This window comes from Agrobacterium sp. fls2-241-TYG-188a (assembly GCF_030209845.1).
On the sequence record NZ_JARVRD010000009.1, the window covers coordinates 178,811 to 191,928 of the forward strand.

The 13,118-nt window shown below is 58.5% G+C and carries 13 protein-coding genes; 8 read left to right on the plus strand and 5 right to left on the minus strand.

Annotated elements, in window-relative coordinates:
- The first annotated feature begins 67 nt into the window (after positions 1-67).
- The 7 genes from cyoB to upp all read left to right on the plus strand — a co-directional run bounded on the left by cyoB (position 68) and on the right by upp (position 7,050).
- Positions 68-2,071, plus strand: a complete 2,004-nt coding sequence (gene cyoB / locus QRN85_RS22670; protein ID WP_112963325.1) for a cytochrome o ubiquinol oxidase subunit I — start codon at positions 68-70, stop codon at positions 2,069-2,071.
- A 4-nt stretch (positions 2,072-2,075) separates the two neighbouring features.
- The gene (cyoC, locus tag QRN85_RS22675) at positions 2,076-2,702 is read left to right on the plus strand and encodes a cytochrome o ubiquinol oxidase subunit III (RefSeq protein ID WP_062587492.1); all 627 of its coding nucleotides are present in this window, start codon (positions 2,076-2,078) and stop codon (positions 2,700-2,702) included.
- A complete protein-coding gene (gene cyoD / locus QRN85_RS22680; protein WP_062587494.1) occupies positions 2,702-3,106 on the plus strand; it encodes a cytochrome o ubiquinol oxidase subunit IV in 405 nt (134 codons plus the stop codon). Before cyoC ends, cyoD begins: the two co-directional genes overlap by 1 nt.
- Before the next feature lie 123 nt (positions 3,107-3,229).
- Positions 3,230-4,024, plus strand: a complete 795-nt coding sequence (locus QRN85_RS22685; RefSeq protein ID WP_284760201.1) for an SURF1 family protein — start codon at positions 3,230-3,232, stop codon at positions 4,022-4,024.
- A gap of 86 nt (positions 4,025-4,110) precedes the next feature.
- Entirely contained in the window at positions 4,111-5,331 is a 1,221-nt protein-coding gene (locus QRN85_RS22690) for a phosphopentomutase (protein ID WP_284760202.1), read from the plus strand.
- Positions 5,328-6,314: an adenosine deaminase gene (locus QRN85_RS22695; RefSeq protein ID WP_284760204.1), complete on the plus strand. Its 987-nt coding sequence runs from the start codon at positions 5,328-5,330 to the stop codon at positions 6,312-6,314. The genes QRN85_RS22690 and QRN85_RS22695 overlap by 4 nt, the downstream gene beginning before the upstream one ends.
- Before the next feature lie 106 nt (positions 6,315-6,420).
- Positions 6,421-7,050: a uracil phosphoribosyltransferase gene (gene upp, locus QRN85_RS22700; RefSeq protein WP_062587503.1), complete on the plus strand. Its 630-nt coding sequence runs from the start codon at positions 6,421-6,423 to the stop codon at positions 7,048-7,050.
- A 78-nt stretch (positions 7,051-7,128) separates the two neighbouring features.
- Here upp and QRN85_RS22705 read toward each other — a convergent pair whose 3' ends face one another.
- Positions 7,129-7,446, minus strand: a complete 318-nt coding sequence (locus QRN85_RS22705; RefSeq protein ID WP_062587505.1) for a hypothetical protein — start codon at positions 7,444-7,446, stop codon at positions 7,129-7,131.
- Between the two features lie 133 nt (positions 7,447-7,579).
- Entirely contained in the window at positions 7,580-9,076 is a 1,497-nt protein-coding gene (locus QRN85_RS22710) for a CoA-acylating methylmalonate-semialdehyde dehydrogenase (RefSeq protein ID WP_284760206.1), read from the minus strand.
- Between the two features lie 108 nt (positions 9,077-9,184).
- On the opposite strand from QRN85_RS22710, the gene QRN85_RS22715 reads away from it, so the two are divergent.
- Positions 9,185-10,075 (plus strand): LysR family transcriptional regulator, encoded by an 891-nt coding sequence (locus QRN85_RS22715; protein WP_284760208.1) that lies wholly within the window; start codon positions 9,185-9,187, stop codon positions 10,073-10,075.
- Here the strand turns inward: QRN85_RS22715 and QRN85_RS22720 are convergent.
- Genes QRN85_RS22720 through hutG form a run of 3 tightly spaced genes read right to left on the minus strand, consistent with a single transcriptional unit; the run spans position 10,059 to position 13,116 of the window.
- Positions 10,059-10,625 (minus strand): HutD/Ves family protein, encoded by a 567-nt coding sequence (locus tag QRN85_RS22720; RefSeq protein ID WP_284760210.1) that lies wholly within the window; start codon positions 10,623-10,625, stop codon positions 10,059-10,061. The genes QRN85_RS22715 and QRN85_RS22720 overlap by 17 nt on opposite strands.
- A gap of 5 nt (positions 10,626-10,630) precedes the next feature.
- Positions 10,631-12,304: a urocanate hydratase gene (hutU, locus tag QRN85_RS22725; protein WP_113098470.1), complete on the minus strand. Its 1,674-nt coding sequence runs from the start codon at positions 12,302-12,304 to the stop codon at positions 10,631-10,633.
- Positions 12,301-13,116 carry an N-formylglutamate deformylase gene (gene hutG / locus QRN85_RS22730; RefSeq protein ID WP_284760211.1) on the minus strand — a complete coding sequence of 272 codons (816 nt, stop codon included), beginning with the start codon at positions 13,114-13,116 and terminating at the stop codon, positions 12,301-12,303. Before hutG ends, hutU begins: the two co-directional genes overlap by 4 nt.
- Between the last annotated feature and the right edge of the window lie 2 nt (positions 13,117-13,118).

The following is a 13,118-nucleotide window of genomic DNA, read 5'->3' on the forward strand; positions in this document are numbered from 1 at the left end:
AATGATGTGGAGTGATTGTTGTCGTCCCGTTGGACGGCTGCGCTCCAGAAAATCGCAAGAGGCTAAAATGGTCGTCAATACCGATCAAACGTCGTTCCTTTTCGGGAAGCTGACGTGGGAGTCAATTCCCCTCCATGAGCCAATCCTGATCGTGACCTTTGCGGTCGTGGCCCTTGGTGGGGCCGCACTTCTGGGTGCGATCACCTATTTCCGGCTCTGGGGCTATCTCTGGAAGGAATGGTTCACCAGTATCGATCACAAGAAGATCGGTATCATGTACATCATTCTCGCCCTCGTGATGCTGATGCGCGGCTTTGCCGACGCCATCATGATGCGTCTTCAGCAGGCCATCGCATCCGGCGGTTCGGAAGGCTATCTCAACCCGCACCACTATGACCAGATCTTCACCGCCCACGGCGTGATCATGATCTTCTTCATGGCGATGCCGATGATCACCGGCCTGATGAACTACATCATTCCGTTGCAGATCGGCGCACGTGACGTGTCGTTCCCGTTCCTCAACAACTTCTCGTTCTGGATGACGACTGCCGGTGCCATCATCACCATGATCTCGCTGTTCATCGGTGAATATGCGCAGACGGGCTGGCTGGCCTATCCGCCACTGTCGGGCATTCAGGGCAGCCCGAGTGTGGGTGTCGACTACTATATCTGGGGATTGCAGATCGCCGGTGTGGGAACGACGCTGTCGGGTATCAACCTCATCGTCACCATCATCAAGATGCGCGCACCGGGCATGACCATGATGCGCCTGCCGATCTTCGTGTGGACCTCGCTGTGTTCCAACATCCTGATCGTGGCCTCCTTCCCGATCCTGACCGGAACGCTCGCACTTCTGACGCTCGATCGCTACGTCGGCACAAACTTCTTCACCAATGACCTTGGTGGAAATCCGATGATGTATGTCAACCTCATCTGGATCTGGGGTCACCCTGAAGTCTATATCCTCGTGCTGCCTGCCTTCGGCATTTTCTCGGAAATCGTTTCGACCTTTTCCAACAAGCGCCTCTTCGGCTATGCCTCGATGGTGTATGCGACGGTGGTCATCACCATTCTCGCCTATGTCGTGTGGCTGCACCACTTCTTCACCATGGGCTCGGGCGCCAGCGTCAATGCCTTCTTCGGCATCACCACGATGATCATCTCGATCCCCACGGGCGCGAAGATCTTCAACTGGCTCTTCACCATGTACAAGGGCCGCATCAAGTTCGACGTTCCCATGCTGTGGGCCATCGGCTTCATGATCACCTTCGTCATCGGCGGCATGACCGGCGTTCTTCTCGCCGTGCCTCCAGCGGACTTCGTGCTGCACAACTCGCTGTTCCTGATCGCCCACTTCCACAACACGATCATCGGCGGCGTGGTCTTTGGTGTTCTGGCCGGTATTGCCTACTGGTTCCCGAAGGCCTTCGGCTATCGTCTGGATCCATTCTGGGGCAAGCTGTCCTTCTGGTTCTGGTTCGTCGGCTTCTACTTCGCCTTCATGCCGCTCTATGTTCTCGGCCTGATGGGTGTGACCCGCCGCCTCAGCCAGTTCGAAGACACCTCGTTGCAGATCTGGTTCATCGTCGCTGCCTTCGGTGCATTCCTCATCGCACTCGGCATCGCCTCCTTCATCATCCAGCTCATCGTCAGCTTCCTGCGCCGTGAAGAGTTGCGTGATGTCACCGGCGATCCCTATGGCGGTCGTACACTGGAATGGTCCACCTCTTCACCGCCGCCTGCCTACAACTTCGCTTTCACGCCGGTCGTGCATGAAATCGATGCCTGGGCGCATATGAAGAAGCACGGTGCAGAACGCCCGGTCGATGGCTTCATCCCCATCCACATGCCGAAAAACACCGGCACTGGCGTGATCATCAGCGCGATCAGCGTCGTGCTCGGCTTCGCACTGGTGTGGCACATCTGGTGGCTGGCAATCGTCTCGATGGTTGCGATCATCGCGGTCTCCATCGCCCACACCTTTAACTACAATCGCGACTATTACATCCCGGTTTCGGATGTGACGGAAGTCGAAGCAGAACGTACGAAGCTGCTGGCAACTCAGGCGTAACAGAATGTCTCAAGCACCTGCCCAGAGCGCCGATGGCGCAGAAAAGCCGGTCTTCTACCTGAAGGAAGACCACCATCCGGAAAACGGTACATCCATCGGTTTCTGGCTGTACCTGATGAGCGACTGCCTTATCTTCGCAACGCTCTTTGCAACCTATGCCGTCGTCGGCCGCAGCTATGCGGCCGGTCCTTCCGGCGCGGATCTGTTCGATCTCAAGCTGGTGGCGATCAACACGGCCTTCCTGCTTCTGTCCTCCATCACCTATGGCTTTGCCATGCTGGAGGCAGCCAAGAAGAACGTCAACACGACGCTGGTGTGGCTGGCCATTACCGGCCTGTTTGGCCTCGCCTTCCTCGGGCTTGAACTTTACGAGTTCTCCCACCTGATCCACGAGGGTGCAACGCCGCAGCGCTCCGCCTTCCTGTCGGCCTTCTTCGCGCTGGTCGGCACGCACGGTCTGCACGTCACCTTCGGCGTCATCTGGCTGGTGACGCTGATGGTGCAGGTCAAGAAGTTCGGCCTGCATCCTGAAAACATGCGTCGCCTGACCTGCCTGTCCATGTTCTGGCACTTCCTCGACGTGATCTGGATCGGCGTCTTTTCCTTTGTCTATCTGGTTGGAGTTCTGTGATGGGTTCGAACGCACACGACCATAGCCACGCGCATGATCACGGTCATGATCACCACCACGACAGCGGTGAGGATCACGGCTCCTTCAAGAGCTACATGATCGGCTTCATTCTCTCGGTCATCCTGACGGCAATACCCTTCTGGCTGGTCATGGGTGATGTCATCGAAAACCGCACGACAACCGTGATCGTCATCATGATCTTCGGCGTCATCCAGGTTTTCGTGCACATGATCTACTTCCTGCACATGAACACCAAGTCGCAGGGAGGCTGGACCTTCATGTCGCTGCTGTTCACGCTGGTCGTCGTCATGATCACGCTCGTCGGTTCGCTCTGGGTCATGTACAACATGAACAAGAACATGATGCCGACCATGACCATGGAGCAGATGCGCAACATGCCGTAACCGGCATCGCTGCAACCTTCTGGCGGCCCGCGCAAAAAGCGGGCCGCTCTTCTCCGAGAGACACAAAACCCCATGAATCGGAGAGCGGATTCATGGGGTTTTCTGTTGAGCGGGAAAGCTCGAATGACCATTCAAAGTGAAAACACGCCGCGCAGGGGCATCCGCCCTGCGGCCATCGTCGTCATCCTCATGACCGTTGTGCTGACCGCTTGCCTCTTGGCGCTCGGCACATGGCAGGTCAACCGGCTGGCATGGAAGCGGGACCTGATTGCCAATGTCGAGGAGCGTGCCCATGCCGCCCCCGTGGAGGTGCCTGCGGCCAGCGAATGGCCTGCCATGACCGACCCATCGCAATACGAATATCGCCGCGTTCACCTGTCCGGCACATTCCGCCATCGCGACGAGGTGCAGGTCTATACGGTCTCCGATCTCGGCCCCGGCTACTGGGTGCTGACGCCGCTGCAACGGGATGATGGTTCCTCCGTCATCGTCAACCGTGGCTTCGTGCCGACCGACAAGCGCGAGCCTGCCTCGCGTCCGCAAGGCGAGGTCGAAGGCCGTGTCGATGTTGTTGGTTTGATGCGCGCGCCTGAGACCGGCGGGCTATTCCTGCGCACCAACGATCCGCAGAACAATCGCTGGTATTCGCGCAACATCGCCCAGATTGCCCAGATCAGGCAGATTGAAAATGCAGCGCCGTTTTATGTCGATGCGGATGCGACGCCCAATCCGGGCGGGCTTCCCATCGGCGGCAAGACCATGCTGACCTTCCCCAACAATCACCTGTCCTACGCCATCACCTGGTATATTCTGGCAGGCATGGTCGTTGCTGCGGGCTGGTACGTCACGCGTAATCTCAATACGCCGAAGGCAGGCAGAGCCGGTGATCCGGCGTCCGACGCACAAGAGAGTGCTTAAAGAAAGCGTTTCACCTTTTCTCCTGCGGTGATTATATCACTCGTTTGTTATCGCGGCCCTCTGCGCCGCGCTTTTTGTGGTGACATATGGCACGGGCCTTTCTTCTCGTTCTTGATTCCTTCGGCGTGGGTGGCGCGCCGGATGCCGAGCAATATGGTGATCTCGGTTCCAACACGCTTGGGCATATCGCGGAGTTCTGTGCTGCCGGTGCTGCCGATCGCGCAGGCCTGCGCTCCGGCCCCCTGAAGCTGCCGAACATGTCGGCGCTCGGGCTCTTGAATATCGCCCATCTCTCCAGCGGAGAGGCGCCAGCGGGAATGGAGCCGCCGGAACGCATCTATGGCATTCACGGCTGCGCCAACGAGGTTTCCAAGGGCAAGGACACTCCGTCGGGCCATTGGGAAATTGCAGGGACACCGGTGCGGTTCGACTGGGGCTATTTCCCGACGGAAGGTGACGCCTTCTCGCCCGAACTGGTCGAGGCCATCTGCGAACAGGGCGAGGTTCCCGGCATTCTCGGCAATTGCCATGCATCCGGGACCGAAATTATCGCCCGCTTCGGTGCTGAGCACATCCGTACCGGCAAGCCAATCTGCTACACGTCCTCGGACTCGGTGTTTCAGATTGCCGCGCATGAGCAGCATTTCGGGCTGGAGCGTCTGATCGCTTTTTGCCAGACGGTGCGCAAACTGGTCGATCCCCTGAATATCGGCCGCGTCATTGCCCGTCCCTTTACCGGCGAAACCGTTGCCACGTTTGAGCGCACCGGCAATCGCCGCGATTTTTCCGTTCTGCCGCCGGAGCCAACCCTGCTCGACCGTCTGGTGGAAATGGACCGCAAGGTTCTCGCCATCGGCAAGATCGGCGATATCTATGCGCATCAGGGCGTTTCCCGCGTCATCAAGGCCAATGGCAACGAGGCGCTTATGGATGCGACATTGCAGGCGATGGAAGAGGCCGAAAACGGCGATCTCGTCTTCACCAATTTTGTCGATTTCGACATGATCTATGGCCACCGCCGCGATGTGGCAGGTTACGCCGCAGCACTCGAGGCATTCGACGCCCGCCTGCCGGAAATTCACCGCAAGATGCATCCGGGCGATATCGCCATTCTGACCGCCGACCATGGCTGCGACCCGACATGGCGCGGCACGGACCATACGCGAGAGCGCGTGCCGATCATGGCCTTCGGCCCCGGCATTCGTGAACGCAATATCGGGATACGCTCGAGCTTCGCCGATATCGGCGAAAGCATCGCTTCCCACCTCAGCATACCAACCGGCCGCCACGGCAGGAGTTTCATGTGACGTCGCATTTGTTGAAAGCAGAAATCCACTGCCATCTGGAAGGTGCCGCCCCGCCCGCGCTGGTGGCAATGCAGGCCCGGAAATACGGCATCGACAGCAGCAGCTTCCTGCGCGATGGCGCCTATATCTGGACCGATTTTGCCGAATTCATCCGCTGTTATGATGCCGTGGCGCAAGTCTTCAAGACCGAGGAAGATTATGCGCTTCTGACCGAGACCTATCTGACCGAACTGGCCGGTGAGAACACCATCTACAGCGAACTCATCATTTCGCCCGATCACGGCGACCGGATTGGCCTGGGCGCGGATGCCTATCTCTCCGGCATCGCTGCAGGCATTGCGGCGGCAAAGGAAAAGACCGGTATCGAGGCGCGCATCATCGTTACCGGCGAGCGCCATTTCGGCCCGGACAGCGTGATTGCCGCTGCGGAATATGCGGCGCGCGTCAAACATCCGCTGATAACGGGCTTCAACATGGCGGGTGAAGAGCGGATGGGCCGGGTGGCGGATTATGCCCGCGCCTTCGATATCGCCCGCGATGCCGGGCTGGGGCTGACCATTCATGCGGGCGAAGTCTGCGGCGCGTTCAGCGTGGCGGATGCGCTCGATCTTATCAAACCGCAGCGGATCGGCCACGGCGTGCGAGCCATCGAAGACGATGCATTGGTGGCGCGGCTGGTGGAACTCGGCACGGTGCTGGAAGTCTGTCCCGGCTCCAACATCGCGCTTGACGTCTACCCGGATTTCGAAAGCCACCCCTTGAAGCGTCTTCGCGATGCGGGCGTGCGCGTCTGCATCAGCTCCGACGACCCGCCGTTTTTCCACACCTCGCTGGCGCAGGAATATGAGATTTCCCGACATGCCTTCGGTTTCAGCGATGCGGAGATCGATGCCATGACCCGCACCTCGCTGGAGGCTGCGTTCGTGGACGAGGAAACGCAGGCGCGACTTCTGGCGAAGCTGGATGCGCACGCAACCGCCTGAGCATCGATCAAGCGAAGGCAGGGCAAAATGCGCTTCCGGTCTTGCGAAATCCCCTCATTCGGTGAAATACAGAAAACATCATAGATCAGAGAAAAGGCCAGTTTTCATGGACGGCGTCACCGTTATCGATCATCCGCTCGTGCGGCACAAACTTACCATCATGCGCAAGAAGGAAACTTCCACGGCGGGCTTTCGCCGCCTGCTGCGCGAAATTTCCACGCTTTTGTGCTACGAGGTCACGCGCGATCTGGAAATGACGATGGAAACCATCGAAACGCCGATGCAGACCATCGAAGCGCCGGTTCTGGAAGGCAAGAAGCTTGTCTTCGCTTCCATCCTTCGCGCTGGCAACGGCCTTCTGGAAGGAATGCTCGAACTCGTTCCCTCCGCTCGCGTCTCGCATATCGGCGTCTATCGCGATCACGACACGCTGGAAGCGGTTGAATATTACTTCAAGGCACCGGAAAATCTCGATGCCCGCCTGATCATCGTTGTCGATCCGATGCTGGCAACCGGCAATTCGTCCATCGCCGCTGTCGAGAAGCTGAAGGAACGCGGCGCAAAGAACATGCGCTTCCTCTGCCTGCTGGCGGCCCCGGAAGGTATCAAGAACTTCCGCGAAGCCCACCCGGATGTTCCAATCTACACCGCCGCTATCGACAGCCACCTCAATGAGCAGGGCTATATCATGCCCGGCCTGGGTGATGCGGGCGACCGCATGTACGGCACCAAGTAATCAAATTTCGAAGTCTATCGGACTGCTTGTTATCAGCGTCCGTCAGAAACGCCGCCCTCAAGCGGCGTTTCTGCTTTTTCAAGCCGGAACGGCATTGACGGAAAGATCAACCCCAATTGCCACGGCTGCTGCCGAGTTCACCTCAGGCCGATCAGCGAAGCGATAACCCTTTTCCAGCAGTCGCTGCGTAAATTGCTTGTTGTAGAGGAAGCAGAAAATCAGTTGCGCGATCCCACAGCTGAAGATCGCCAGAAAAAAATGCAGCACGGCAACTCCCAGTTCGCCCCTGATGAGTGGAACGAACCAGCCGAAGAATAAGTATGTCCATGAAAAACCGTAGAAGCCCTTTCTCAGGACGCCATTTTCATTGTTTTTCATCATAACTGTTTTAGCCATTGAAATAATCCTTTCTGAGAAAATGAAGCGATAGAAAGGAATTATGAAAATACGAATTAAGTCCTGATAACAAAAAAAGGCGACCTTAAAAGATCGCCTTTCTTGTAAGACAAATGAAACGATTACATCGGAACTACTTCATCGTCGGCATGACGAATTCTGCGCCGCTCTTGATGCCGGAGGGCCAGCGGGCCGTGACCGTCTTGGTCTTCGTCCAGAACTTGATCGAGTCGGTGCCGTGCTGGTTGAGATCGCCGAAGCTCGAAGCCTTCCAGCCGCCGAAGGAGTGGTAGGCCAAGGGAACCGGGATCGGAACGTTGATGCCGATCATGCCGACATTGACGCGGCTGGCAAAGTCGCGGGCCGCATCGCCATCACGGGTAAAGATCGCAACGCCGTTGCCATATTCATGCTTCATCGGCAGCTCAAGCGCGTCCTCGTAGTTCTTGGCGCGAACGACGGACAGAACCGGTCCGAAGATTTCCTGCTTGTAGATGTCCATGTCGGTCGTGACATGGTCGAACAGGCAGCCGCCGACGAAATATCCGTCTTCATAGCCCTGAAGCCTGAAATCGCGACCATCGACCAGAAGCTTTGCGCCCTGTTCGACGCCACTGTCGATCAGTCCCTTGACGCGGATCTGTGCTTCCTTCGTCACCAGCGGGCCCATATCGGCTTTGTCATCGGTGTAAGGGCCGATCTTCAGCGCCTCGATCTGCGGAATGAGCTTTTCGACGAGGCGGTTTGCGGTTTCCTCGCCAACGGGAACGGCTACCGACACAGCCATGCAACGCTCACCGGCAGAACCGTAGCCCGCACCCATCAAGGCGCTGACAGCCTGGTCGAGATCGGCATCCGGCATGATGATCATGTGGTTCTTCGCACCACCGAAGCACTGGGCGCGCTTGCCGTTCATGGCTGCCGTGCCATAAACATATCGTGCGATTGGGGTCGATCCGACAAAGGATATTGCACCGATGTCAGGGTTGGTCAGCAAGCCGTCAACCGCGCTCTTGTCGCCATTGATGACATTGAGGATACCGGCTGGAAGGCCAGCTTCCATCATCAGTTCCGCAAGGCGGATAGGCAAAGACGGATCGCGCTCCGAAGGCTTCAGGATAAAGGCGTTGCCGCAGGCAATGGCCGGGGCAAACATCCACATGGGTATCATGCCGGGGAAGTTGAAAGGCGTGATGCCAGCGCCGATGCCCACAGGCTGGCGCAGCGAATACATGTCGATGGATGGGCCAGCACCTTCGGTGAACTCACCCTTCTGCAAATGCGGAATGCCGCATACGAATTCGCAGACCTCTAGACCACGGATGATGTCGCCCTTGGAATCTTCCACCGTCTTGCCATGTTCGCTCGAAAGCAGCGTGGCAAGCTCGTCCATGTTCTGGTTCAGCAATTCGACAAATTTGAAGAACACACGGGCGCGACGCTGTGGATTGGTGGCCGCCCATTTTGGCTGTGCGTTTTTCGCACTTTCGACGGCGGCGAGAATTTCCGCATCGCTTGCCAATGACAGCGTGGCCTGCACTTCGCCGGTAGCCGGATTGTAGACGTTGGACGTGCGGCCGCTGGTGCCTGCCACCTGCTTGCCGTCAATGAAATGGCCGATCTGCTTCACGGGTCTTTCCTCCATAAAATGATGGTCACAGTTTTGCGCTTTGAATTGCGCAAATCAATGGCCTGCAATAATCATCCATTGTGCAGAAATAGGCATAAGGCTTGCGCTATGAATTGGGACGATGTGCGTTTTTTCTTGAACGTGGCCCGAAGCGGTCAGTTTCTGGCGGCCGCCAGAAAGATGGGCGTCAACCACGCAACGCTGAGCCGCAGGGTTTCGGCGCTGGAGGACACGCTTGGCTGCCAGCTGTTCTTGCGCAGCACCACCGGCTGCACATTGACGGAGGATGGCACGCGCTTTCTGGCCTCCGCAGAACGGATGGAAACGGAAATGCTGAGCGTGCAATCCGATCTCGGGCGCGGGGATGCCGCCATCACGGGCACCGTGCGCATTGGCGCGCCCGATGGTTTCGGCGTCTCGTTTCTGGCGCCACGCCTCGGCGCGCTGACAGCGCTTCATCCCGATCTGACAATCGAGCTGGTGCCGGTGCCGCGCTCCTTCTCGCTGTCGCAGAGAGAGGCGGACATCGCAATTACGATCGAGAGGCCAGAGCAGGGGAGGCTGGTGTTTTCGAAGCTCACCGACTACTCGCTTGGCCTCTATGCATCGACGTCATATCTGGACAGCTATGGCGTGCCGACGACGGTGGAAGACCTCAAGGACCATCGCCGGATCGGCTATGTCGAAGATCTGATCTTTTCGCCGTCGCTCAATTATACCGGTGAAATTCTGCGCGATTGGGGCGCAAGCTTTGCCATATCCAGCGCTATAGGACAGACGGAAGCCGTGAGATCCGGCGCAGGCATCGGCATTCTCCATGACTATATCGCCAGAAACCATGGAGGCCTCATGCGGATTCTGCCGAGCATCTCAATCCACCGCTCCTACTGGACCGCCTTTCATGAAAATGCCCGCCAGTTGGCACGCGTCAGAACCGTGGCGCAATTTCTGCAGGACATCGTCGCAGGCGAAAGGTCCATCTTCAGCCCTGCGGCGTGAGACGGATTACATAGCAGACGATGTCATCCGCCTGAACGTCGGTCGCTGCGTCAATCGATATCGCATCCAGTGCCTTCAAGGCAAAGGACTGGTAAGCCGACACGGCAAAAGCATCACCCGTTGCCAGCACGAAAACACGGTCGCTTGGTGCATTCCTGCTGACGCAGAAACGACCCGTTACGCGCTCTACGCTGTGACTGAAACGTCCTCGCCTTGTCATGACGTTCAGGTCTGTAATCGGTCCATCGACCAGCATTGCCTCCACAGGCACATCCGCCGCGAATGTCAGCGGCTGGCTTTCACGCGTCAGCAGCACGGCCGCTCTGCCATCAACCTCCAGCCCCATGCCGTTTCCATCCAGGATGGATAGTGTGCGATCTATCCCGGAGAAAATCGAAAACGCCCCATCGCTGGCAACCGTCGCCATGCTGATGCGCCAGTCGAAATTATCGACCGATGCATCGGCAGGAAAAACGGCGATCTCCACCGTCTCTCCGCCACCGTTCTTCCACGGCATCCGCTTGTGTTCGCCTGCGCGGAAGAGTGCCATGGCGCTCAGTTGCCCAGAATGCCGGGCAGGCGCAGGCCCTTTTCCTTCGCACAATCCAGCGCGATGTCGTAACCGGCATCGGCATGGCGCATGACGCCTGTTGCCGGGTCGTTCCACAGCACACGATCCAGTCTGCGGGCTGCATCATCGGAGCCATCGGCGCAGATGACAACGCCCGAATGCTGCGAGAATCCCATGCCGACGCCTCCGCCGTGGTGCAGGGAGACCCAGGTCGCACCCGAGGCCGTGTTCAGGAGTGCGTTGAGCAGCGGCCAGTCCGACACGGCGTCGGAGCCATCCTTCATCGCTTCCGTCTCGCGGTTGGGCGAGGCCACGGAGCCACTATCGAGGTGATCGCGACCGATAACGACGGGCGCTTTCAACTCCCCGCTTTTGACCATCTCGTTGAACGCCAGCGCCAGTCGATGGCGGTCGCCAAGGCCAACCCAGCAGATGCGGGCGGGCAGGCCCTGAAAGGCAATGCGCTCCCTCGCCATGTCGAGCCAATTGTGCAGGTGTGTGTTGCCGGGCGTGAGTTCCTTCACCTTGGCGTCCGTCTTGTAGATATCCTCAGGGTCGCCCGAAAGAGCCGCCCAGCGGAAGGGGCCTATGCCGCGACAAAAGAGCGGGCGAATATAGGCGGGAACGAAGCCGGGAAAGGCGAAGGCGTTTTCCATGCCTTCTTCCTTGGCAACCTGGCGGATATTGTTGCCATAATCGAGCGTGGGAACGCCGGCATTCCAGAAATCCACCATGGCTTCGACCTGCAGCCGCATGGAAGCGCGCGCCGCCGCCTCCACGGCTTTCGGGTCGCTCTCCTGTTTTGCGCGCCATTCGCCAACGGTCCAGCCAATCGGCAGATAACCGTGAACGGGATCATGCGCCGAGGTCTGGTCGGTGACGATATCAGGACGAATGCCGCGTCTGACGAGCTCGGGGAAAATTTCGGCAGCATTTCCGAGAAGACCGACGGACTTGGCTTCACCTGCCTTCGTCCACTGGTCGATCAGCTCAAGGGCCTCATCCAGCGTATGCGCCTTTGCGTCCACATAGCGGGTGCGCAGCCGAAAATCGATGCGGGTTTCGTCACATTCCACGGCAAGGCAGCAGGCGCCGGCCATGACGGCAGCAAGAGGTTGCGCCCCGCCCATGCCGCCAAGGCCGCCGGTCAGGATCCATTTGCCCTTGAGGTTGCCGTCATAATGCTGGCGTCCAGCCTCCACGAAGGTCTCGTAGGTGCCCTGCACGATGCCCTGGGTGCCGATGTAGATCCACGAACCGGCGGTCATCTGGCCGTACATGGCCAGCCCCTTCTTATCCAGTTCGTTGAAGTGCTCCCACGTCGCCCAATGCGGAACCAGGTTGGAGTTGGCGATCAGCACGCGCGGCGCGTCCTTGTGTGTGCGAAACACGCCCACGGGCTTGCCGGATTGCACCAGCAAGGTCTCATCCTCGTTGAGGTCCTTCAGGGTGGCGACAATCCTGTCGAAATCCTCCCAGGTGCGTGCGGCGCGACCGATACCGCCATAGACCACCAGCTCATGCGGGCGCTCCGCCACATCGGGGTCGAGATTGTTCATCAACATGCGCAGCGGCGCTTCGGTCATCCAGCTTTTGGCGTTAAGCTCCGGTCCGCGTGGCGCACGGACCTCGCGTTCATTGTGGCGCGGGTTGGTCATGCTGTTACTCCCCTGTCCTTGGCATCGAGCGCAAATTTTTCCAGGCGCTGCAGAATGTCCTTGAGATGAATGCGTAGCTTTGACGCCTTGTCGCCGTCATAGGCGAAAGGTGGCGTTTCCGTTGCGAGATGGGTGGATTGGGCCAGTTCCATCTGGATGGCGTGAACGCCGGTTTCAGGCTTTCCATAATGGCGTGTCGTCCACCCACCCTTGAAGCGGCCGTTCAACACGGAGGTGTAGCCTTGCGCCTCTGCCGCACCATCGCGGACGATCGTTTCGATGGCAGGGTCGCAGGTGCGGCCCATATCCGTGCCGATGTTGAAATCTGGCAGCGCGCCATCGAACAGGAACGGAATGTGGGAGCGGATCGAGTGGCAATCATAGAGAATGGCAATGCCGTGGATGGCTTTCACCCGCGCAATTTCAGCCGAAAGGGCTGCGTGATAGGGCGCGTGAAACTGTTGCAGCCGCTTTGCGATATCCGCATCGGTCGGCTCCTCGCCCTTGTTCCAGATCGGATTGCCATCGAAATCCGTCTCAGGCACAAGGCCGGTCGTATTCTGGCCGGGGTAGAGGCTCACACCCGCAGGATCGCGGTTCGCATCGATGACATAACGATGGAACGTGGCGCGAACGGTCGTCGCGTCGTCCAGCAGTCCGGCATAGAGGTCGTGAATGTGCCAATCGGTATCGGCAAGGGTTCTGCCATTGCTGTTCAGCCGCTCCCATATGTCCGCTGGCACTTCGGTGCCGGTGTGCGGCAGCCCTAAAATAATCGGCGATGATCCCTGATGGAGTTCGAAAACCGGCATCC

What these genes read in the sequence shown, in the direction of transcription:
- QRN85_RS22705 (WP_062587505.1), bottom strand. Translation starts at nt 7,446, where the DNA reads ATGGCTAAAACAGTTATGATGAAAAACAATGAAAATGGCGTCCTGAGA.
- QRN85_RS22720 (WP_284760210.1), bottom strand. Translation starts at nt 10,625, where the DNA reads ATGGCACTCTTCCGCGCAGGCGAACACAAGCGGATGCCGTGGAAGAAC.
- QRN85_RS22690 (WP_284760202.1), top strand. Translation starts at nt 4,111, where the DNA reads ATGGCACGGGCCTTTCTTCTCGTTCTTGATTCCTTCGGCGTGGGTGGC.
- cyoC (WP_062587492.1), top strand. Translation starts at nt 2,076, where the DNA reads ATGTCTCAAGCACCTGCCCAGAGCGCCGATGGCGCAGAAAAGCCGGTC.
- QRN85_RS22715 (WP_284760208.1), top strand. Translation starts at nt 9,185, where the DNA reads ATGAATTGGGACGATGTGCGTTTTTTCTTGAACGTGGCCCGAAGCGGT.
- hutU (WP_113098470.1), bottom strand. Translation starts at nt 12,304, where the DNA reads ATGACCAACCCGCGCCACAATGAACGCGAGGTCCGTGCGCCACGCGGA.
- QRN85_RS22685 (WP_284760201.1), top strand. Translation starts at nt 3,230, where the DNA reads ATGACCATTCAAAGTGAAAACACGCCGCGCAGGGGCATCCGCCCTGCG.
- cyoD (WP_062587494.1), top strand. Translation starts at nt 2,702, where the DNA reads ATGGGTTCGAACGCACACGACCATAGCCACGCGCATGATCACGGTCAT.
- upp (WP_062587503.1), top strand. Translation starts at nt 6,421, where the DNA reads ATGGACGGCGTCACCGTTATCGATCATCCGCTCGTGCGGCACAAACTT.
- cyoB (WP_112963325.1), top strand. Translation starts at nt 68, where the DNA reads ATGGTCGTCAATACCGATCAAACGTCGTTCCTTTTCGGGAAGCTGACG.
- hutG (WP_284760211.1), bottom strand. Translation starts at nt 13,116, where the DNA reads ATGCCGGTTTTCGAACTCCATCAGGGATCATCGCCGATTATTTTAGGG.